Below are 22,086 nucleotides of genomic sequence, written 5' to 3'. Positions count from 1 at the left end.
ATAATTTCTTTTTTATTATAAGAAAAATACTATAATAAATCAAGGTGAATTTGAGTAATTAACAATAACTTTATACCTTGATTATAAGATTAATTTAGTTAGATTAAAATTGCAAAATGAACATTACTAAATATATTGTTAGTTCACTTATAGTTTTAAGTGTTAACATAGTAAATTCCCAAATTACATATCCAAAAACTGTAAAAAAACCTACTGAGAATCAATATCATACTACAAAAATTGTCGATGATTATCAGTGGTTAGAAAAAATTGAATCTCCAGAAGTTAGAGACTGGGTGGACCTTCAAAATAAATTATCAGAAAAATATTTAAATAAAATTGATAGAAAAATAGGTTCTAATAGGCAAATGAATAGGTTCATGTATTACGATATGGAATACGATAATGAATCAAAGGCAATTAAGAACGATAAATTATATTTTACATTAATGTACCCGGGAGCAAATAGCAAACCTTGTATTTATTATTCTAAAGGTTTAAAAGGCGGATATGAAAGGTTAATTAGTCCTAGTTCAATTTCAAAAAAAGATGATATAATTTTTACATCTTTATGCCCTTCCAGAGATGGAAGATTTTTGGCTTATCAATTCAACAGAAACGGAAGTGATTGGAAAGAATTGAAAATAGTACAATTAAAAAATAGACATTATTTTAAAGAAACTATAAAGCATATTATTACTTCGGAAATATATTGGTTTGGTCAAGGATTTTTTTATAAAAAATTTAGATACACATCAGAATTGGGGAAAAGAAATTTTCCAAGTATTTACTACCACAAATTAGGAACAGAGCAATCGGAAGACCAATTAATTTTTGATACAAATAGTGAGAAGGAAGAGTTAAATATTTATGGTACGCCAAAACAAAACTTATTCATTATAAAAAAATCGAATAAGTTTGAAGAAAAATTTAGTTTTTATTATTTAAATCCAAAGGAATCACATTTTGACTTTAAGCCAATGTTTGAAGATATAAAATACAATATTAGCATTATTGGTTATAAATCGGATACAGTTTATGCCTTAACTAAAATTAAAGAGAATAAATACATTATTTCATTTCCATTAGAACAACCTAAAAAGTGGAAACTATTAAGCCCCATATATAAAAATGCAGTATTCACAGATTATGAATTATTGGAAGATAAGATTGTAGTTGCATACCAATCAAATACATCATCTTTCATTTCAATAATAGATTATAATGCAGAAGTTTTAGGAGAGGTGGTTACACCAGAGGGGTTAAGCGTGAGTAGTTTGAATTTTTCTGAAGAGTTTAATAAATTTTTTTTTAAATTATCTTCGTACACTGTGCCACCAGTAACTTGTCAATTAGATTTAGAGAATTATAATTTTGAGTATCTAGGAAAAGTTGAAGTTGGGTTTGATGCGAAAAGATATAAGTTTTTAAGAAAGAATTTCACGTCACACGATGGTACTAAAGTTCCAATGTTTATTGTTTATAAAGATTCATTACTTAAAAATGGAAACACTCCTTTTTTATTAAATACTTATGGAGGATATGGACAAATTGCAAAACCTACATATAAACCAGGTGTAATTTATTTTATTGAAAATGGAGGCGCTTATGCATATATTCATGTTAGAGGAGGTGGAGAATTAGGAGAAAAGTGGCGGGAAGCTGGGAAAAAATTAAATAAGAAAAATTCCATATTAGATTTTACAATGGCAGCAGAATATTTGATTTATGAGGGCTACACAAAACCCAAAAAGATTGCAATTACAGGTGGGTCTCATGGGGGGTTAATTACGGCAGCAGCAATTATTCAAAAACCTGATTTATTTGGAGCCGCTGTTATTGATGTTGGAGTGACAGATATGTTAAGGTTTGAAAACTCTGCAGTAGGTTCAACTTTTACAAATATTAATGAATTTGGTTCAGTAAGTAATGAGTTGGAATTTAATAACTTATTGTCTTATTCTCCATATCACAATATAGATTCAAAAGTAAATTATCCATCAATGTTAATTGTTACTGGTAGTGATGATACGAGAGTTCCTCCATATCACTCTTTTAAGTTTGTCGCAAAATTACAAAGTAATCCAGAACAGAAAAACCCTATTCTTTTATGGACGCAAGATAATACGGGACATTTTGGAGCAAATGAAGCAAATTCAATTATTAAAGAAAATGCATTTATATATGGATTTTTAATGGAAGAATTAAAAAAAGAAAAAGATTGAGTTTAAAATTTCTTCTTTTTTAACTCAAAGTCTTTTCCTAAATAAACACGTCTTACGGTTTCGTCTGCAGCCAATTCTTCAGGAGTTCCTTCTTTTAAAATACCACCTTCAAACATAAGGTATGTTTTATCTGTAATTGCCAATGTTTCCTGTACATTATGGTCGGTAATTAAAATACCAATATTTCTGTCTTTTAAGTGTGCAACAATACTTTGAATATCTTCCACAGCAATAGGATCAACACCTGCAAAAGGCTCATCTAATAAAATAAATTTCGGATCAGAAGCCAAGGCACGAGCAATTTCAGTTCTTCTACGTTCACCACCAGACAATAAATCTCCACGATTTTTACGCACATGACCTAAACTAAATTCTTCAATAAGAGATTCTAATTTTTGTTTTTGTTCCTTTTTTGAAAGCTCTGTAAATTGAAGTACAGACATTATATTATCCTCCACAGATAATTTTCTAAATACAGAAGCTTCCTGAGCTAAATATCCAACACCTTCTTGGGCTCTTTTATACATAGGAAAATCAGTAATCTTTTGGTTATCAAGATAAATATCTCCTTCATTTGGTTTTATCATACCAACAATCATATAAAATGAAGTAGTTTTACCAGCACCATTTGGACCTAACAGCCCAACAATTTCTCCTTGTTCAACTTCCAGTGAAATACCTTTTACAACATACCTGCTTCCGTATTTTTTCTTAATATTTTCTGCTCTTAATTTCATTTATATTTCAAGGATTAATCGTTTAATTTTACTTGGTTTTTTACCAGTTCTTCCCAAAACTCATAGGCTCTTCTTAAGTGTGGAATTACAATTGTACCGCCAACCAAGGTAGCTATTGAAAGGGTTTCCATTACTTCTTCTTTAGTTACTCCTTCTTTAAAACATGTTTCTAAATGATATTTTATGCAATCGTCACATCTTAAAACGGCAGAAGCTACCAAGCCTAATAATTCTTTTGTTTTAACGTTAAGATGACCTTCTTTATAAGCATTTGTATCTAAATTAAAAATACGCTTAATAACTTTATTGTCATCAGCTAAAATTTTATCGTTCATTTTTAAACGATATGCATTAAATTCTTCAACTTGATTAGCCATTTTGTTTACTTTTTTTAAGTTCACGTTTAATAACAATTTTTGAAATATAAATACTTACTTCGTAAAGTATTAGAATTGGAATTGCAACAATTATTTGACTAATAATATCTGGTGGTGTAATAACAGCAGCTAAAACTAATACAATAACCAATGCATGTTTTCTATATTTCTTTAAAAAGTCTGGAGTAATAAGTCCCATTTTTGTAAGAAAAAACATAATAATTGGTAATTCAAAAATAAATCCAGACGCTAATAAAGATGAGCGGACTAATGAAATGTATGAGCCAATTTTAATATTTCTTTCAACCAAATCACTTACTGAATAATTACCTAAAAAATTTACAGAAAGTGGCGTAACAATATAGTAACCAAATAAAACTCCAATAAAAAATAAAATTGAAGAAATTATAATAAAGCTACGAGCTCCTTTTCGTTCTTTTTCATATAAACCCGGGCTAATAAATTTCCAAACTTCCCAAATAATAAATGGAAATGCAATAATAAAACCAACTGTAATTGATGTCCAAATATGAACACTAAATTGTTCGGCCATTGCTAAACTTTGAAAAGTAAATGGAATATCATCTATACAAAGACCATCAGTGCCAAAAAATTGTGAAACTTTACAGAAAACTCTATAAGTTAAAAAATCTGCATTTTTTGGTGCAAATAAGATTTTATTAAAAATAAAATCTTTCATAAGAAATGCAATAATACCGAAAAAAAATATTGCAATGCTAGATCTTACCAGATGCCATCTTAGTTCTTCAACATGGTCTAAAAACGACATTTCTTTTTCTACTTTAGCCATCTTAAAAAATACCTTCTTTTAATAAATCGTGTAAATGTACAACTCCAACGTATTTTGAGTTATCTTCTACCAAAATTTGAGTAATATTATTATTCTCCATAGTTTCCAAAGCTTGTATTGCCATTGCATCTACTGAAATTGTTTTAGGGTTTTTCCCCATAATATCTTTAGCTAATAAAGTGCTAATATCGGAATTATCTTTCAACATTCTTCTTAAATCTCCGTCAGTAATAATACCAACAATTTTATTGTTTTCAACAACAGCAGTTGTACCTAATCGCTTTTTCGAAATTTCTATAATAACATCTTTTATAGGTGTATTTGGTGCAACCATTGGAAGTTCATTATTATCAATTAAATCTTGAACTCGTAAATATAGTTTTTTTCCCAATGCACCACCTGGATGGTATTTTGCAAAATCCTTACTTGAAAAATTATTTTTTTCCAATAAGCAAACCGCCAAAGCATCACCTATAACAAGTTGTGCAGTTGTGCTAGATGTTGGTGCTAAGTTATTAGGACAAGCTTCTTTTTCAACAAAAGAATTGAGTACAAAATCGGCATTTTTACCTAAAAAGGATTCAGTATTACCGGTTATTGCAACAATTTTATTTCCATAATTTTTTATTAATGGTACTAATACTTTAATTTCTGGTGTATTTCCGCTATTTGAAATACAAATTACAACATCATTCTCCTGAATATTTCCTAAATCGCCATGTATAGCATCTGCAGCATGCATAAAAATAGCAGGGGTTCCGGTAGAATTTAATGTAGCAACTATTTTAGTTGCAATATTTGCGCTTTTGCCAATTCCTGTAACAATTACCCTTCCTTTTGAAGTTAAAATAAAATTTACGGTTTTGGTAAAATCTTCATTCACAAAATTTATTAAATTCGCAATCGCTTTACTTTCTTCAATAATAGTTTGTTTTGCAATGGCAATAATTGTATTTTTATTTTTCAAAAGATTAAGTTTTACAATTAAAAAAAAGTTATATCTTTAATATCAAACAAAAATAAATTTATTTAATTAGAAATTGAATAAACTATTAAAAAAATAAAAATTTGATTGTTTTTTTTATGCTTTAAAATTCAATTCAGATTTTTTTAAAATGATAATTTAATACAAATAATGAGTAATAATAGTGTTGATTTACACAAAGAGTTAAAAACTTTTTTCGGATTTAACAAGTTTAAGGGATTACAAGAGCAAGTAATAAAAAGTATTATTGAAGGTAATGATACTTTTGTAATAATGCCAACCGGAGGAGGTAAATCACTTTGTTATCAATTACCTGCATTAATTAAAGAAGGAACGGCTATTGTAGTTTCTCCTTTAATTGCCTTAATGAAAAATCAGGTTGATGCAATTAGGGGAATCTCTTCACATAGAGGTATAGCACATGTTCTAAATTCGTCTTTAAATAAATCTGAAGTTAATCAAGTTAAAAGTGATATTGAAAACGGAATTACCAAATTATTATATGTTGCTCCAGAATCTTTAATAAAGGAAGAATATATAGATTTTTTAAAGTCGCAAAAAATTTCTTTTGTCGCTATAGATGAAGCGCATTGTATTTCTGAATGGGGACATGATTTTAGACCTGAATATAGAAATTTAAGGAATATTATTGAAAAAATTGACAATGTTCCAATTATTGGTTTAACGGCTACAGCTACTGAAAAAGTTCAGGAAGATATTTTAAAAACCCTGGGAATGTCTGATGCTAAAACTTTTAAAGCATCGTTTAACAGACCTAATTTATTTTATGATGTTAGGCCAAAAACAAAAAATATAAATTCAGATATTATTCGTTTTATTCGTTTACATATGAATAAATCGGGTATTATTTATTGTTTAAGCAGAAAAAAAGTTGAAGAAATTGCGCAGGTTTTACAAGTAAATGGGATTAAAGCTGTGCCTTATCATGCAGGTTTAGATGCAAAAACCAGGGCTAAACACCAGGATATGTTTTTAATGGAAGATGTTGATGTTGTAGTTGCAACCATTGCTTTTGGTATGGGAATAGATAAACCAGATGTTCGTTTTGTTATTCACCATGATATTCCTAAAAGTTTAGAAAGTTATTATCAAGAAACTGGTAGAGCTGGCCGTGATGGAGGAGAAGGGTATTGTTTGGCTTATTATTCATACAAAGATATTGAGAAATTAGAAAAATTTTTATCAGGTAAGCCAATCGCTGAACAAGAAATTGGAAATGCACTTTTGCAAGAAGTTGTTGGATATGCTGAAACTTCAATGTCTCGAAGAAAATATTTATTACATTATTTTGGAGAAGAATTTGACGATGTAAATGGATTAGGAGCAGATATGGATGACAATGTTAGAAATCCAAAGAAAAAACATGAAGCAGAAGACGATTTAAAATTATTATTAGAAGTTGTTCGGGAAACCAATCAAAAATATAAATCTAAAGAAGTTGTAAATACCTTAATCGGAAAAGTAAATGCTTTATTAAAATCTCATAAAACAGATCAACAAAGTTTTTTTGGAGCTGGTAAAAAACGAGAAGGAAATTATTGGATGGCACTTATAAGACAGGCTTTAGTTGCGGGTTTTATTAAAAAGGAAATTGAACAATATGGTGTTGTTAAAATAACTGAAAAAGGAATAAATTTTATTAACAATCCTACTTCGTTTATGATGACAGAAGATCACGTTTATACTGAAAGTGATGATGCACCTATAGTAGCAAGTACAAAAGGAGGCAGTGCATCTGCAGATGAAACGTTAGTTAAATTATTAAAAGATCTTCAAAAAACAGTTGCAAAAAAGAATGGAGTACCACCTTATGCTGTTTTTCAGGAAACATCTTTAGATGATATGGCTTTAAAATATCCGATAACTATAGATGAATTAAAAAATATTTACGGAGTTGGTGATGGAAAAGCAAGAAAATTTGGAAAACCATTTGTTGAATTAATAGCAAAATATGTTGAAGAAAATGATATTTTAAGACCAGATGATTTTGTTGTAAAAAGTACAGGTGTTAATTCTGGTTTAAAATTATATATTATTCAAAATACTGATAGAAAATTACCTTTACAAGACATTGCAAAATCAAAAGGATTAGAATTTAGTGAACTTATTGAAGAAATGCAGCGTATAGTTTATAGCGGTACAAAAATTAATATTGATTACTGTATTGATGATTTATTAGATGAAGATCAGCAAGAAGAAATTTTCGAATATTTTATGGAAGCTGAAAATGATAGTATTCAAAGAGCATTAGATGAATTTGATGGAGATTATGACGAGGAAGAATTACGATTAATGCGTATTAAATTTATCAGTCAGGTTGCTAATTAAAATTAACTTTTTAAGTCAAAAAAAATAATTACGCTAAATAAGCAACTACCATTCCTACAAGAATAGCAATAAATTTTAATAAGTTAAATTTGTGATCTTTAGATGTTTCAAACAAAATAATTGTTGAAATATGTAAAAATACACCAATTATTATGGCTGTAATTTCTGTTTTATAGGTTACTAAAAGCTGAAAATTTTCTCCTGCCAATCTTCCCAGAGGTGACATTAATGAAAATATTACCAAAAATAAAACCGCATACTTTTTTGAAATTTGTGATTTTACAAAAAAAGTAGATAAAATTATTGCAATAGGAATTTTATGAATTACAATTGCCCAAAGTAAATGTTCATGATGATGGTTATTTGCAAGTGGAATTCCTTCCATAAATGCATGTATTCCTAAACTTATAAATAATGCCCATGGAAAAACAATATTGTCTTGTATGTGTATATGGCCGTGTTCTGCTCCTTTTGAGAAAAAATCTAATATTAGCTGTAATAAAAGTCCAATAAGTATATAAAGTCCAATATTAGAATTTTCAGTAATATAAACTTCAGGAAATAAATGTAAAATTGTAATTGACAGTAAATAAGCTCCACTAAAAGCCAATAATAACTGCACAGTTTTATTACTTGGTTTTAGCCCAAAAACTATAACCATACCAATTAAAACTGATAAAATAAGTGCTATGTAAGTCATTATTCTAAAACTAAAATTAAACGATCTGAGGTTTTTTCATTAAAACTATCAAGTTGGTAATTACCAAAAGTATGTTTTATTTTAAAACCTACTGAATTTAAATATAAATTTATTTTTGGTAAATCTAGGCTTTTCACCTTTTCAAAGAATGTATGATGTTCTCCATCGGCATCAAAATTTATTTCTTTCACAATAAATCCATTGTTAACATAACGAGAAATTTTAAACGTAATACCTTCAATAATTTGAATTTCTTCAGGCACAAGGTCTAAAATTACTTTTTTTGCATTCATAAAGTCTATTACAGCAATTCCATTAGCATTTAAACCCTTTTTAATGTTTTTTAAAACATTTATATCTTCATTATCATCTTCAAAAAATCCAAAACTTGTAAATAAATTTAAAATTACATCAAACTTAGTTTTAAACGGATTTCTCATATCGTGTTCAACAAATTTTAATGTACTGTTTTCAAATTCTTTTGCAAGTTTAATACTGTTTTTAGATAAATCTGCTCCAACTACATTGTAACCTAATTTATTTAAATAAATAGAATGTCTCCCTTTACCACAAGCTAAATCTAACAAGGTGTGATTTTTTTTAATTTTTAAAAAAGACACTAGGTTTTGTATAAATTCATGTGCTTCAGTATCATCTCTATGTTTGTATAAAATGTGATAATAGCTAGTATCAAACCACGAAGCAAACCATTCTTTATTTTTATTCATAATTGTAAAGTGGAAGCAAAAATAATGAATTGGATCTATTTTGTTTGATTGTTACTTAGGAATTTTAGAATTTATTTTATTAAAAAGTTTTAAATATTCAGGTTTATACTTTTAAATTATTATTTAAGTACTTTTGCAGAAATAAAAAAATATGAATCATAATTTTAAAATGGTTGCCACAACCATGTTTGGTTTGGAAGAAGTTTTGGCAACCGAATTGAAAAATTTAGGAGCTCAAGATGTTTCGCCAGGTGTAAGAAACGTTTCTTTTGTTGGCGATAAAGGTTTTATGTACAAGGCAAACATTGCTTTACGTACTGCTATTAGAATTTTAAAACCAATAAAACGTTTTAAAGTTTTTGATGAAGATGATTTGTATAAAAAAATTCAGCAAATAGAGTGGGAGCGCTTTATGAATGTTGATAGCACTTTTGCTATTGGAGCAGTGGTAAATTCAAAAAATTTCACTACAAATTCTCATTATATTTCTTTAAAATCGAAAGATGCTATTGCGGATTATTTTAGACATAAATATCATAAACGTCCAAATGTAGATGTAAAACACCCTGATTTAAAAATTCATGTTCATGTTCAAAAGGATTTGTGTTCTATTTCTTTAGATAGTTCAGGTGATTCTTTGCATAAGCGTGGATACAGAAATTTAACAAATATTGCTCCTATAAATGAAGTTTTAGCAGCTGGTTTGGTTTTGTTATCTGGTTATACGGGAGATTGTAATTTTATAGATCCGATGTGTGGTTCTGGTACTATTTTAATTGAAGCTGCTATGATTGCAAATAATATACCGGCAAATATTAATAGAAAAGAGTTTGGTTTTGAGAATTGGGAAGATTATGATGAAGATTTGTATTTTAAAATTCAAGAATCTTTATTAAAAAAAATAAGAAGTTCCCATTTTAAAATTATGGGATTTGATAAAGCACCTTCAGCAGTTCGAAAAGCTAAAGAAAATGTTGAAAATGCCAATTTAAGTGAATTTATAGGGGTACATCACGTGAATTTCTTTAATTCGGTTAAAGAAGTTTTTGGAAAAACTACCATATTATTTAATCCTCCATATGGTGAACGATTGGATATTGATATAAATGAATTTTATAAAAAAATTGGTGATACATTAAAAAATGGGTATCCAGATTCTACCGTTTGGTTTATTACTTCAAATAAAGAAGCTATTAAAAATGTTGGTTTACGAACATCTAAAAGACTTCCCTTAAAAAATGGTGATTTAGACTGTGTTTATGTACGGTATGATATTTATGAAGGGAGTAAAAAGGCAAAGAAATTAAATAAAAATGTTGATAATAATCAATCTGAAAACGAATAATTCCAGATTGATTATTGCCTGTTTTTAGCTTTTAGAAACTTGTATTAAGTAATTCTCCAGAAAGCTGCAATAGTACTAATTCAGCATTTTTAGCATCGTATTTTGCAATATTTAAATTAGATTGCGCATTCAATAAATTTATTTGTGCCTGTCTAAATTCTATGGTTGTAATTTGGCCTAATTTGAACTGTTCTTCAGTTCTAGAAAAATTACGTTTATTGGTTTCTACATTTTTCTCTTCAGCCTGCAATATGAATAAAGCATTGTTATAGGTTTCAAGTGAATTAGCAATAGTGCGTTGCAATTCACTTTCAATTTGTTCTTTTTGAACTTCTAAATTGTCTGCAGCTACTTTAGAATTTTGTATTTTGGTTTTTGAAATACCTCCATCAAATAAATTCCAAGTTAAATTCACGCCAGTATTTAAACCATTCGATAATTGATTGATAAATATACTCGCATCGTTTTTAGATTTATTATAACCATAAGAACCACTAAATATAATGCTTGGAAGTAGCAATGACTTGTTAAATTTAAGGTTGTAGTTGTTTAATGCAATGCTTGTTTTTGCTTTTAATATTTCAACATTATATTTTTTAGCTTTCTCCAGTAATGTATCATAATTGAAAGTTAAATTGAAAGAAATATTTGTGTCAACCATAAAATTTGTAGCGATATTTCTACCTAATAATAAATTTAAATCGCGTTTAGCATTTGCTAATAATCGTTGAGAATTAATATATCTAATGCTATCATTATTTACATCTACCTCCGCATTTAATACCTCAAGTTTTGTGCTTTGGCCATATTCAAAACTATAGTTGGCGCGTTCAAGTCGTTGTTTAGAGATAGTTAAAGATGTTTCTATATTTTTCCGATCTTCAGTAAGTTGTGCTACCTGATAATACACGGTAAAAATTTGCAAAATTGAATTTTCAATAATTGTTTGAGCCTCTAGTTTTGATAAATTGTAAGTTTCTTTTAAGCGCTTAAAATTGTATGACCTTCCAAATCCATCAAAAAGGGTGTAAGCTATGCCAATAGATGTACTATACGATTGTGCTTCAGCGCCATTTATTTCATTAATTTCCCCATCTCTAAAAGTAATTTCAGTATTATTTAAACTAAAATTAGCACCTGCATTAGCATTTACTCTTGGTAAATAACCAGTGTTATAAATACGGCTATTATTTTTGGCTATTTTAACATTATTTTCAGCTATTTTAATGCCATAATTATTTTCTAAGGCTAAACTAACAGCTTGGTCCTTTGTAAGTTTTTCTTGTGCATAACTAATAGAAACACAAAGTAAAAAAAGGATAGTAATTTTATTGATGTAATTCATCTTCTTCGCTTTTTAATTCAATAATTGCTCTTTCAACTTCTTCTTTTGATACTTTTTTACCAGTAAATAGCCATTTTAAAAATACTTTTACAGAATTTGAAACTGATAATAGTAATGGTAACATTACCAATGTTAATACAGTTGCTATCATAATTCCGTAAGAAATAGAAATTGCCATTGGTTTTAAAAATTGCGCTTGTCTACTTTTTTCAAGAAGCAAAGGTGCTAAACCAGCAATTGTAGTAATTGATGTTAGTAATATTGCCCTAAATCTTGAAATTCCAGCTTGAACCAGAGCTTCATCATATTTCATCCCATCTTTTAAATAGCGATTAAATTTTTCAATAAGTACTAAACCATCATTTACCATAATACCAATTAATGCAATAATACCAAGCCAAGAAAGTATATTTACTGGAAAACCGTGAATATAATGCCCCCAAATAACACCAATTAAACTAAACGGAATTAAAAGCATTAATAACAGTGGTTGTTCGTAAGATCTAAATGTAAAAGCAATTACAATATAAATAAGTGCCAAAATAGTTAATCCCACTTTTTTTGCAGAATTTACAGTTTTCTGCGCTTCTCTGTTTTGTCCCTCATAAGCAGCACTAACTGTAGGATATTTTGATGTAATTTCTGGCATTATTGTAGTTTTAATTTCATCTAATATATCTGTAGCACTTTCACCGGGAGTTTTCATATCTGCAGTTATTTGTATTTCACGTTTACTGCTTAAATGATTTATTAAAACATCGCCACGTGCTATTTCATAAGTAGCAATTTCTGAAAAAGGAACGCTATTATTTGTTGGAGTTGTAATCCACATATCATCTAAATTTTTAATAGATGATCTGTCTTCTCTTTTATAGCGAACCCATACTTTAATTTCGTCTTGGCCACGCTGAAAACGTTGTGTTTGCATACCAAAGAAACCGGAACGAACTTGGCCCATTACAGTTTGTAAATTTAAACCGAGCAAATAGGCATTATCTTTTAGTTTTATTCTAACTTCTTTAATACCTGCAGGATCATTATCTGAAATATCTTTTAGTAATGGATTGTTACTTAAAATATCTTTTAATTCAATTTTAGCTGCTTTTAACTCGTTAATATTATTACCTAATAAAGATACAGCAACAGGGCTTCCTCCAAAATTACCACCTGAACCAAAAGTTAAACTTTCAACTCCATGAACAGTTCCAACTTTTTCTCTAATAGCATTTGTAATTTCAGGTGAAGAAAAATCACGAGATTCTCCTGGTAATAAATTTACAGTTAAACTCCCGTTTGCTGATCCAGGTCCAATTCTTTTTATTATATTTTCTATAACAGAAATGTTACCAGTTTGCTTCTTAGTAAATTCATCATTTATTTCCCAGGCCACTTTTTCAATTTCAGATATTATAGAATCTGTAATTATTTCATTAGTACCTTGAAGCATTTTTAAATTAATGGAAACTCTATCACTTGCTATGGAAGGGAAAAATGAAGTTTTTACAATACCACCACCTAAGCCTCCTATACTTAAAATAAGTAATGCTATGGGTATAGCAAATCCTAAAATTCTATGTTTTAAAAAGAATTTAAGGTAGGGTGCATACCAATTATCTCTAAAATAAAATAATATTTTTTCTGCTTTTGTATTTATATTATAGAAAAAGGTATTTAGTTTGTTTCTCTTTTTATCTTTTTTCTCAAGTGCTTTTGAATGTGCAATGTGCGCAGGTAAAATAATTAATGCCTCAATTAATGATACGCCTAATGTTAGCATTACAATTAAGGAAACTTCACTAAAAAAATTTCCTATTCTTCCATCTAAAAAGAAAAAAGCTGAAAATGCAATTATAGTTGTTAAAATAGCTGAAACAATAGGAGGAATTACCTCTAATGTTCCATCAATAGCTGCTTGTATTGGTGTTTTACCTTTTTCATAATGATGGTAAATATTTTCTCCAATTACAATTCCATCATCCACTAAAATACCAATAACTATAATCATTCCAAATAATGAAAGCACATTTATAGTTACACCTAAATTAGAGGCAAAAATAAACATTCCTAAAAACGCAACTGGAATTCCAAATGCAACCCAAAACGCTAAGCGAATATTTAAAAATAATGCAAGGAAAAATAAAACTAAAAGCACTCCCATACCTGCATTTTTCAGCAATAATTCAGTACGTTGATTAAGGGTTATGGAGGCATCACTTGAAATATTTATTTGTACATTATCATATTGCTGATTAAATTTTTCAATATATTCTTTAATTTTATCAGCAGTAGAAATCAAATCTTCACTATTTGTATTACTAACCGTAATATCTATAGATTTTTCACCATTATAATATAACCTATCTGGATTTTCAGACCATGTGTCTTTAACATCGGCAATGTCACTTAGTCTAATAATATTTCCAGAGGATGACGCTCTAACAACAAGATTTAAAAGTTCATTTCCATAATAATTTTTATTTCTGGCTCTAATAAGATAATCTTCTGCATCCGTTTTTATATTTCCACCAGAAATTAATAAATTCGTTTTACTTACTGCATCTGCAACTTCACTAAAAGTTAAGTTATAAGCTCTTAAATCATTTTCTCTAACTGCTATTTCAATCTCTTGGTCTGGAAAACCAGAAAGACTTACTTGTGAAATACCATCAATATTTCTTAATTCATTTTCAACATTTCGAGCATATTGTTTTAACGTTGCTAAAGGAATATCATTTCCACTTAAAATAAAGCTTATTGTTGGTCTAATGTTTTCAACTTTTGCAATTATTGGAGGCTCCATACCCGACGGAAACGAAGGAACTCTGTCAACGGCGTTTTTAACATCAGATAATACAACGTCAATATTTTTTCCCTTAATTATTTCAACATTAATGGTTGCAGCGTTTTCTCTTGAAACTGATGTTACCCGATCTATTCCAACAATACCTTTTAAATTATCTTCAATTTTAAGCACAATACCTTCTTCTATTTCCTGTGGTGAAGCACCTGGATAGGTTAAGTTTATTGTGATATTTTGAGAATCTGTTAACGGAAAAAATGAAGATTTCATTGAAAAAGCACCAGCCAGTCCAAATACAACAAATGCTATAATTGTAACATTAACCGCAACAGGAAATTTTATAAAATACGAAATTACTTTTTTCATTATTGCGCTTTATTTTCTTTAAAAACTTTAACTAACATTCCAGTATGAGCACCAGGTACAGGTTGAGAAAGAATTTGAGTTCCATCATTTAATCCTTTTATAACAACTGTATTTTGGTTTTCAAAAATTGGTGTAATTTCAACTAAATCTAAAACCGAATCTTTCACAACATAAACTTTTGAATTATCTATTAAAAGTTTTCGTGATATTTCAAAGGCATTATTCTCAGGTTTTGCATTTAAGGCAACTTCTAAGTACTGACCTTCTTTTAAATCGTTACCACTAACTTGAATAAATGCTTGTATAGTTTGTGTGGAAGTATCAACTTTACCATTAATTCGAATTACTTTTCCTATCCACGTTTTTGTTTTTTCTAAATTATAAAGTTCAACCTCTTTACCAACTTGTAATAAATCTCTAAACTCTGATTTTATTGAAACACCAACTTCATAAACAGAAGGATTAATAAATTCACCTAATTTTTGACCAACTCTAATTAATGTTCCTGTGTTAACCAAGGATTCTGTTAAAATCCCAGTAAATGGTGCTTTTAAGGTGTATTTATCCAATTTTACTTCTAAATTTTTAACGTTATAAAATGTAGTTAAGATTCCTCGACCAGAAATAAAGAATTTTTCTTTTTCAGAATTGGTTTCTGGTAATTTTTGAATTGGTTTGCTAATATCAAAATTTTGAAGATAATATTGCCATTTATCATATTCGTTAGGATAATCTAATCTAATATCTGGCATTATAGAAGTTAAAGCGTTAAACAAGTTACTTTTTTGAGCTTGTAAATTTGCATAAAATTCACTACTGTTTATTTTAACCAAAGTTTCTCCTTTATTATAAGTTGTACCAGGTTTAAATTCTTTAGAGGTTGCAACTAATACACCTTGAACTTCCGAATAGAGCTCGATTTTATTTTTTGCTTCTAAATTACCGTTTGTTGTTATAACAATTGGAACAGATTTGTTGGTAACAGTTTCAGTAAAAACAGTTTTAACAATTTTATCAAAAACAGGTTTAGGTTTTTGCTTGTTATCAATTAAATATTTTGCTAAAAATATGGAACCTATTAGTAGAATTACCGATATTACTATAATTATTATTTTTCTCATTTGGTTAATTTATTTGTTTAACAACTAATTAAGTTGATTGATTTTTAGGTTTGTTTGAATTTTGCTCATTACTTTTAAAAAAATGTTCATTTCATCAACTGAAATGTTGTTTTCTATAGCTTTTATGCTAGCAATCATTATTGGTTTGGTGATATTAAATAAGTGTTCACCTGAATGTGTAATTTTGATTAAATTTTTTCGTGAATCAAGCTTTGAAGGAACTCTGGCTACTAAATTGTTTTTTTCCATAACATTAATAAGCCTTGTTAAAGATGCCTTATTGCGTTCAGTTATACAAGCAAGTTCATTTTGAATAATGCCATCTGATTTTTCGCTTAAAATTTTTAATACAATCCACTGCTGTTTAGTAATTTGTATATTATTTTTATGAAAAACATCAGAAATAAACATGTTCATTAGTTTTGATGTTTTTCCAAGCCAAGGTAATATAGTTTCGTTAAAATCTGACAGTTTAATGTCAATTTCCATTTAGTATAATTTAAGCAGCGAATATATACATTATTTAACATAGTTGCATATGCAACTATGTTAAATAATGTTAACGACTGTTAACAAAAAAATCACTCAATTGAGTGATTTTTTTATGTTATAAATAAAATTTTAATTTTAGTTAATTGGAATAATTGTAGCTTGAGATACAGGGTTGCTATAAATTTCTTTCTCTTTAGGAGCACTGTATTCAACATTTTTAAGAGCACTTAAATTTTTAATTATTGGATTTAAGTCTCCAATAAAATTATTTTTATTTAATAATAAAGTTTTCAAATTAGTTAAATTACTTATTTCTACAGGTAAATTACCTTCAAATAAATTATTTGATAACGAAAGCTCTTTTAAATTTTTTAATAATCCTATTTCATTAGGTAAATTTCCATGCATTAAATTATCAAAAAAACTAATTACTTTAAGTTGTTTTAAATTACCAATTTCTTTAGAAATTGAACCACTTAATTTATTGCTGCTAAGTTGTAAAATTTCTAATTTATTTAGGTTGTAAATAGAGTTTGGTAATTCACCACTTAAAAAATTATTAAAAAGTGTTATTTCTTTAAGGTTTGTAATTTTGCCAATATTAAAAGGAATTTCACCTTCCAATTGATTCATAAATAACTCTAAAGTTTCTAAAGATTTATTTTCGCATAATTCAACAGGAATTTCACCATTTAATTTATTGAATCCTAGGTTTAAATGAGTTAAAGATTTCAATTTTCCTATGGAGGCTGGAATTGAACCTTCTAAATTATTCATTTTTAAATCAATTTTTGTTACAGTATTATTGCTAATTGTAACTCCATACCAATTTTCAGCAGGTTTAGTTAAATCCCAAGTATTATTCCAAGAATCACCATTAGTAGATTTATATAAATCTAAAAGAACATTTTTTTCTATTTGAGAAATTTGAGAAAAAGATACAGCAGAAATTGTTATTAAAAACAATATTGTTAGGGTAATTTTTTTCATTTTCTTTGGGGATTTTAGGGTTAAATTACTAAAAACTTATAGCTAATATAGATTATATTATTCATTTTAACAAATAAAACATACCATTTGTTTGTATTTTTAATCCATTTATTGAAAAACCCTTATTAGGTAAGGTTTTTCAATACTGGTAAATTTCAACACTAGATTATTGAATTTAAAATGTTATATATTTGTATGATTAAAAGAAAATTAAGTATATGAAGTTAGATATTTTAGCTATAGGAGCTCACCCAGATGATGTAGAATTAGGTTGTGGAGCTACCGTATCAAAAGAAATCTCTTTAGGAAAAAATGTAGGAATTTTAGATCTTACAAGGGGTGAATTAGGAACAAGAGGCTCGGCTGAAATTAGAGATGAAGAGGCAAAAAATGCCGCTAAAATTCTAGGTGTAAAAATTAGAGAGAATTTAGCTTTTGCTGATGGTTTTTTTACAAACGATAAAAAACATCAGTTAGAAATAATTAAAATTATTAGAAAATATAAGCCTGAAATAGTTTTGTGTAACGCAATTAAAGACAGGCATATTGATCATTCTAAAGGAAGTGAATTAGTATCAAATGCTTGTTTTTTATCGGGTTTGGTTAAAATTGAAACAACTTTAAATGATAATGTACAGGACGCTTGGAGGCCTAAAAGAGTGTATCATTATATTCAATGGGATAATATAGAACCAGATTTTGTAGTGGATGTAACTGGTTTTATAGATACTAAATTAGAAGCTGTAAAAGCCTACAGCTCTCAATTTTACGACCCAAAAAGTAAAGAACCTTCATCACCAATTTCGAGTAAGAATTTTTTAGATAGTATTTTATATAGAGCTCAGGATTTAGGTAGATTAATTGGAACAGCTCACGCAGAAGGCTTTAATGTTGAGCGTTATATAGCTGTAGAAAATTTAGATAAATTAATGTAAAAAAATGTTTGTATAAAATTAGAAATGTTTTACATTTGCATCCGCGATTAAATGGTGGTTGTAGCTCAGCTGGTTAGAGCGCCGGATTGTGGTTCCGGAGGTCGCCGGTTCGAACCCGGTCTTCCACCCAAAATAAAAGGTCTGTTTTTCAGACCTTTTTTTGTTTTAAAACTTTCTTTTTTAAGATAATATTTACATTTGATAACAATTATTTTAATAGTTTTACAAACCGAAATTAAATATTACAAAATGAAAAATTATTTATATATCTTTTCTTTATTACTAGCAACTTCAATAGTAGCTCAATCAACAACTAATTTAGAATTAGAAAAACAAAAATTAAAGTTAGCTTTAAATTATAATGATAAAGATGTTGCTGCATCAGCAATGTATTCAATTATTTCTTTAGAAGGAGATAAAAGTACTTATAAAGATAGTTTAGCATATTTGTATTTTAATGATGCAAAATATGTTTCTTGTTTTTTAATTACAAACGATATTTTAAAAAATAATCCTGAAAATATAGAGTTATTAGAAATGAATGCCATTTCTGTTGAATCTATGGGAGCATTAGATAAAGCTGCTGAAGTGTATACTAGTTTATTAGCTAAAACTAATAATAATTACCACGCTTATAAAATTGCAGGGTTACAAGTTGCTACTAAAAAGTATAATGAAGCTTACGAATCAATTAAAAAAGCAGATCAACTACCTGATAATGGCACCGTTAAAGTTACATTTCAGGTAAATAAAAACTTTAATCAAAATGTAGATTTAAAAGCTGCAATTGCTTATTTGCAAGGAATTATAGAGCTAAACTTAGAAAAGACTACCGAAGCTAAACTAAGTTTTATGAGAGCAGTAAATTTATTTCCAGATTTTGTACTTGCTAAAAGTAAGATTACTACAATAGAAAATTCAGAAAAAAAAGAATAATAATTAGTTTAATTTTTCGATTAAAAAAGGAGCTGTATAAGAATTTTTACATTTAATAAGTTCTTCTGGGGTTCCTTCAAATAGGAGGGATCCACCATTTTTACCACCTTCTTTTCCTAAATCTATAATATAATCAGCACATTTAATTAAATCTATATTGTGCTCTATTACAATTATTGAATGTCCGTTATTAATTAAAGCATTGAACGATTTTAATAATTTTTTAATATCATGAAAATGTAAACCTGTTGTTGGCTCATCAAAAATAAATAGCGATTTACTTTGGCGAGTTCCCTTTACTAAAAAGGAGGCTAATTTTATGCGTTGTGCTTCACCTCCAGAAAGTGTTGATGAAGATTGCCCTAATGTTACATAACCCAAACCAACATCTTGTAAAGGTTGTAGTTTTTTTACAATTTTATTTTCTTTATGTAATTTAAAAAAGGCAATGGCATCATCAATAGTGCAATTTAAAATATCATTAATGGATTTGTTATAAAATTTAACTTCTAAAATTTCCTTTTTAAAACGCATTCCTTTGCAGGTTTCACACTCTAAATGCACATCTGCCATAAATTGCATTTCAATAGTAACTTCACCCTCACCTTTACAAACCTCACATCTTCCACCTTCTACATTAAAGGAGAAATGTTTTGGCTGATAATTTCTTATTTTAGACAATTTTTCTGAAGCAAATAAAGCTCTAATATCATCATATGCCTTAATATATGTTACAGGGTTTGATCTGCTTGAACGTCCAATAGGATTTTGGTTTATAAACTCAATATGTTCAATAGTATTATAAGCACCCGTAATTTCTGTAAACTGACCAACTTTTTCGCCATATCCACCAATTTTCTTTTGAATGGCTGGAAACAATATTTTACTTACCAATGTGCTTTTTCCACTTCCTGAAACTCCAGTAACAACAGTTAAACTATTTAAAGGAAAAGTAACATCTATATTTTTTAAATTGTTTTCACGAGCGCCAATTATTTTAACGCTATTTTTTGATTTTCTCCTTGTTTTAGGTATTTCAATTTTAAGTTTGTTATTTAAATATTGAGCTGTTAACGAATCAGATTTTAAAACTTCTTTAAAAGTACCTTCAGCAGTAACCTCGCCTCCAAAAGTTCCAGCTTCAGGTCCAATATCAATAATAACATCGGCAGCTTTCATAATATCTTCATCGTGTTCTACAACAATAACTGTATTACCTAAATTTCGTAAATCTTTTAACACTTTAATTAAGCGTTCAGTATCTTTTGGATGTAAACCTATACTTGGTTCGTCTAAAATATACATGGAGCCAACCAAACTGCTTCCTAATGAAGTAGCCAAGTTAATACGTTGACTTTCACCACCTGATAATGTATTTGAAGTTCGGTTAAGAGTTAAATAATTTAAACCTACATCATTTAAAAATTGTAATCTATTATTGATTTCAACCAATAATCGTTTTGCAATTTTTTGTTCGTAAACTTCTAATTTTAGGTTTTTAAAAAAATCTGCTAATTCATTTAAAGGTAAATCCACTAATTCACTTATGTTTTTGTTATTTATTTTAACATAAGTAGCTTCGTCTCTTAATCTTTTTCCTTTACAAGAAGTACATTTTGTTTTACCTCTGTAACGCGATAACATAACTCTATACTGAATTTTATAGCTCTTTTCTTCTAGATGGTTAAAAAAATGAGTTAATCCATTAAAAGAACTATTTCCACTCCAAATAAGTTGTTTTTGATCTTCATTCAATTCAAACCAAGGTTTATGTATTGGAATATTAAATTTATAGGCGTGGGTTATTAAATCGTTTTTGAAATGGTTAAATGAATCTGATTTCCAAGGTAAAATAGCATCTTCATAAATTGAAATTGAAGTATTTGGAATAACTAAATCCTCATCAATTCCAATAACATTTCCATATCCCTCACATTTTGGACAAGCTCCATATGGATTGTTAAAACTAAACAGATGTGTATTAGGCTCTAAAAATTGTAGTCCATCCAATTCAAACTTATTATTAAACAATATTTGAGTATTTGTATTTAAATTCTCAAGAATACATTCACCTTTTCCTTCAAAAAAAGCAGTTTGTATAGCATCACCTAATCTATTGTAAAAATCTTCATCATCTTTAACGGAAATTCTATCAACAACTAAATAAAAATCATGTTCAATTTCCTGTTTAATTTCTTCAATTCTTAAAACTTCATCTTTGTATTTTATTCTTGAATAACCTTGTTGTGCTAATATTTTTAAAGTTTGTAATACACTTCTTTCATCGGGGATATGAACAGGTGCAAGTAGTAGTAACTTTGTTTTTAACTCTAAAGTTTTAATATAATTTATAACATCTGAAACGGTATTTTTTTTTACTTCATTTCCTGAAATTGGGGAGTAGGTTTTACCAATTCTGGCAAAAAGTAATTTTAAATAATCGTAAATTTCAGTAGAAGTACCAACTGTTGATCTTGGGTTTGTGGAATTTACTTTTTGTTCAATAGCTATTGCAGGTGCAATTCCTTTAATATAATCTACTTTTGGTTTATTTAACCTTCCTAAAAACTGACGCGCATAGGATGACAGGCTTTCAACATATCTTCTCTGACCTTCAGCAAATAATGTGTCAAATGCTAAACTGGATTTACCAGATCCAGAAAGCCCTGTAATAACTACCAATTTATTTCTAGGTATTGCAACATCAATATTTTTTAAATTATGAAGTTTTGCTCCTTTTATTAGAATGAATTCTTTTGGGTTTAATGTTGCTATATTTTGGGTCATGTTTACTTTAAAAAAAGTGAATAAATGCAAAGATAATTACAATTAATGAGATTTTTA

At 28.3% G+C, this 22,086-nt stretch carries 17 protein-coding genes and 1 tRNA gene; 6 read left to right on the top strand and 12 right to left on the bottom strand.

Annotated features, from left to right (window positions below; translation table 11 throughout):
- The first annotated feature begins 116 nt into the window (after window positions 1-116).
- On the top strand, window positions 117-2,225 hold the full coding sequence (locus BX611_RS07285; RefSeq protein ID WP_115879681.1) for a prolyl oligopeptidase family serine peptidase: 2,109 nt from the start codon (window positions 117-119) through the stop codon (window positions 2,223-2,225).
- A 2-nt stretch (window positions 2,226-2,227) separates the two neighbouring features.
- Here BX611_RS07285 and lptB read toward each other — a convergent pair whose 3' ends face one another.
- The 4 genes from lptB to BX611_RS07265 are packed head-to-tail and all read right to left on the bottom strand — an operon-like array spanning window position 2,228 to window position 5,117.
- Window positions 2,228-2,962, bottom strand: a complete 735-nt coding sequence (gene lptB / locus BX611_RS07280) for an LPS export ABC transporter ATP-binding protein (protein WP_115879679.1) — start codon at window positions 2,960-2,962, stop codon at window positions 2,228-2,230.
- 14 nt (window positions 2,963-2,976) lie between these two features.
- Window positions 2,977-3,339 (bottom strand): carboxymuconolactone decarboxylase family protein, encoded by a 363-nt coding sequence (locus BX611_RS07275; RefSeq protein WP_115880475.1) that lies wholly within the window; start codon window positions 3,337-3,339, stop codon window positions 2,977-2,979.
- Window positions 3,332-4,150, bottom strand: a complete 819-nt coding sequence (gene tatC, locus BX611_RS07270; protein WP_115879677.1) for a twin-arginine translocase subunit TatC — start codon at window positions 4,148-4,150, stop codon at window positions 3,332-3,334. Before tatC ends, BX611_RS07275 begins: the two co-directional genes overlap by 8 nt.
- Before the next feature lies 1 nt (window position 4,151).
- The gene (locus BX611_RS07265) at window positions 4,152-5,117 is read right to left on the bottom strand and encodes a KpsF/GutQ family sugar-phosphate isomerase (RefSeq protein WP_115879675.1); all 966 of its coding nucleotides are present in this window, start codon (window positions 5,115-5,117) and stop codon (window positions 4,152-4,154) included.
- A gap of 168 nt (window positions 5,118-5,285) precedes the next feature.
- Here BX611_RS07265 and BX611_RS07260 point away from each other — a divergent pair, with 168 nt between their 5' ends.
- Window positions 5,286-7,484: an ATP-dependent DNA helicase RecQ gene (locus BX611_RS07260; protein WP_115879673.1), complete on the top strand. Its 2,199-nt coding sequence runs from the start codon at window positions 5,286-5,288 to the stop codon at window positions 7,482-7,484.
- A gap of 28 nt (window positions 7,485-7,512) precedes the next feature.
- On the opposite strand, the gene BX611_RS07255 is transcribed toward BX611_RS07260, so the two are convergent.
- Complete coding sequence (locus tag BX611_RS07255; RefSeq protein WP_115879671.1) at window positions 7,513-8,184, bottom strand: ZIP family metal transporter; 672 nt, start codon at window positions 8,182-8,184, stop codon at window positions 7,513-7,515.
- Window positions 8,184-8,912, bottom strand: a complete 729-nt coding sequence (locus tag BX611_RS07250) for an SAM-dependent methyltransferase (RefSeq protein ID WP_115879669.1) — start codon at window positions 8,910-8,912, stop codon at window positions 8,184-8,186. The genes BX611_RS07255 and BX611_RS07250 overlap by 1 nt, the downstream gene beginning before the upstream one ends.
- A gap of 151 nt (window positions 8,913-9,063) precedes the next feature.
- Here BX611_RS07250 and BX611_RS07245 point away from each other — a divergent pair, with 151 nt between their 5' ends.
- A complete protein-coding gene (locus BX611_RS07245; RefSeq protein WP_115879667.1) occupies window positions 9,064-10,257 on the top strand; it encodes a THUMP domain-containing class I SAM-dependent RNA methyltransferase in 1,194 nt (397 codons plus the stop codon).
- 31 nt (window positions 10,258-10,288) lie between these two features.
- On the opposite strand, the gene BX611_RS07240 is transcribed toward BX611_RS07245, so the two are convergent.
- From BX611_RS07240 to BX611_RS07220, 5 genes are all read right to left on the bottom strand, one after another.
- Entirely contained in the window at window positions 10,289-11,602 is a 1,314-nt protein-coding gene (locus BX611_RS07240) for a TolC family protein (protein ID WP_115879665.1), read from the bottom strand.
- Window positions 11,586-14,768, bottom strand: coding sequence for an efflux RND transporter permease subunit (locus BX611_RS07235; RefSeq protein WP_115879663.1), 3,183 nt, complete (start codon window positions 14,766-14,768; stop codon window positions 11,586-11,588). Before BX611_RS07235 ends, BX611_RS07240 begins: the two co-directional genes overlap by 17 nt.
- Window positions 14,768-15,889, bottom strand: a complete 1,122-nt coding sequence (locus BX611_RS07230; RefSeq protein WP_115879661.1) for an efflux RND transporter periplasmic adaptor subunit — start codon at window positions 15,887-15,889, stop codon at window positions 14,768-14,770. Before BX611_RS07230 ends, BX611_RS07235 begins: the two co-directional genes overlap by 1 nt.
- 24 nt (window positions 15,890-15,913) lie before the next feature.
- Window positions 15,914-16,378, bottom strand: a complete 465-nt coding sequence (locus tag BX611_RS07225) for a MarR family winged helix-turn-helix transcriptional regulator (protein WP_115879659.1) — start codon at window positions 16,376-16,378, stop codon at window positions 15,914-15,916.
- A gap of 138 nt (window positions 16,379-16,516) precedes the next feature.
- Entirely contained in the window at window positions 16,517-17,371 is an 855-nt protein-coding gene (locus BX611_RS07220) for a leucine-rich repeat domain-containing protein (protein WP_115879657.1), read from the bottom strand.
- Between the two features lie 218 nt (window positions 17,372-17,589).
- Here BX611_RS07220 and bshB1 point away from each other — a divergent pair, with 218 nt between their 5' ends.
- The 3 genes from bshB1 (at window position 17,590) to BX611_RS07205 (ending at window position 19,242) form a co-directional block, all read left to right on the top strand.
- A complete protein-coding gene (gene bshB1 / locus BX611_RS07215) occupies window positions 17,590-18,306 on the top strand; it encodes a bacillithiol biosynthesis deacetylase BshB1 (RefSeq protein ID WP_115879655.1) in 717 nt (238 codons plus the stop codon).
- Between the two features lie 53 nt (window positions 18,307-18,359).
- Window positions 18,360-18,435: transfer RNA gene (locus BX611_RS07210), tRNA-His, on the top strand.
- A gap of 120 nt (window positions 18,436-18,555) precedes the next feature.
- On the top strand, window positions 18,556-19,242 hold the full coding sequence (locus tag BX611_RS07205) for a tetratricopeptide repeat protein (protein ID WP_147296406.1): 687 nt from the start codon (window positions 18,556-18,558) through the stop codon (window positions 19,240-19,242).
- 3 nt (window positions 19,243-19,245) lie between these two features.
- Here BX611_RS07205 and uvrA read toward each other — a convergent pair whose 3' ends face one another.
- Window positions 19,246-22,029 carry an excinuclease ABC subunit UvrA gene (uvrA, locus tag BX611_RS07200; protein WP_115879650.1) on the bottom strand — a complete coding sequence of 928 codons (2,784 nt, stop codon included), beginning with the start codon at window positions 22,027-22,029 and terminating at the stop codon, window positions 19,246-19,248.
- Window positions 22,030-22,086 lie beyond the last annotated feature (57 nt).

It is taken from the genome of Lutibacter oceani (genome assembly GCF_003384935.1).
In the GTDB taxonomy this organism is placed as follows: domain Bacteria; phylum Bacteroidota; class Bacteroidia; order Flavobacteriales; family Flavobacteriaceae; genus Lutibacter; species Lutibacter oceani.
The sequence above is the reverse complement of the archived record's forward strand: the minus strand, read 5'-3'. Positions and strand labels throughout refer to the sequence as shown.

What these genes read in the sequence shown, in the direction of transcription:
- bshB1 (WP_115879655.1), top strand. Translation starts at nt 17,590, where the DNA reads ATGAAGTTAGATATTTTAGCTATAGGAGCTCACCCAGATGATGTAGAA.
- tatC (WP_115879677.1), bottom strand. Translation starts at nt 4,150, where the DNA reads ATGGCTAAAGTAGAAAAAGAAATGTCGTTTTTAGACCATGTTGAAGAA.
- BX611_RS07235 (WP_115879663.1), bottom strand. Translation starts at nt 14,768, where the DNA reads ATGAAAAAAGTAATTTCGTATTTTATAAAATTTCCTGTTGCGGTTAAT.
- BX611_RS07205 (WP_147296406.1), top strand. Translation starts at nt 18,556, where the DNA reads ATGAAAAATTATTTATATATCTTTTCTTTATTACTAGCAACTTCAATA.
- BX611_RS07225 (WP_115879659.1), bottom strand. Translation starts at nt 16,378, where the DNA reads ATGGAAATTGACATTAAACTGTCAGATTTTAACGAAACTATATTACCT.
- BX611_RS07245 (WP_115879667.1), top strand. Translation starts at nt 9,064, where the DNA reads ATGAATCATAATTTTAAAATGGTTGCCACAACCATGTTTGGTTTGGAA.
- uvrA (WP_115879650.1), bottom strand. Translation starts at nt 22,029, where the DNA reads ATGACCCAAAATATAGCAACATTAAACCCAAAAGAATTCATTCTAATA.
- BX611_RS07275 (WP_115880475.1), bottom strand. Translation starts at nt 3,339, where the DNA reads ATGGCTAATCAAGTTGAAGAATTTAATGCATATCGTTTAAAAATGAAC.
- BX611_RS07285 (WP_115879681.1), top strand. Translation starts at nt 117, where the DNA reads ATGAACATTACTAAATATATTGTTAGTTCACTTATAGTTTTAAGTGTT.
- BX611_RS07255 (WP_115879671.1), bottom strand. Translation starts at nt 8,184, where the DNA reads ATGACTTACATAGCACTTATTTTATCAGTTTTAATTGGTATGGTTATA.
- lptB (WP_115879679.1), bottom strand. Translation starts at nt 2,962, where the DNA reads ATGAAATTAAGAGCAGAAAATATTAAGAAAAAATACGGAAGCAGGTAT.
- BX611_RS07230 (WP_115879661.1), bottom strand. Translation starts at nt 15,889, where the DNA reads ATGAGAAAAATAATAATTATAGTAATATCGGTAATTCTACTAATAGGT.
- BX611_RS07260 (WP_115879673.1), top strand. Translation starts at nt 5,286, where the DNA reads ATGAGTAATAATAGTGTTGATTTACACAAAGAGTTAAAAACTTTTTTC.
- BX611_RS07250 (WP_115879669.1), bottom strand. Translation starts at nt 8,912, where the DNA reads ATGAATAAAAATAAAGAATGGTTTGCTTCGTGGTTTGATACTAGCTAT.
- BX611_RS07220 (WP_115879657.1), bottom strand. Translation starts at nt 17,371, where the DNA reads ATGAAAAAAATTACCCTAACAATATTGTTTTTAATAACAATTTCTGCT.
- BX611_RS07240 (WP_115879665.1), bottom strand. Translation starts at nt 11,602, where the DNA reads ATGAATTACATCAATAAAATTACTATCCTTTTTTTACTTTGTGTTTCT.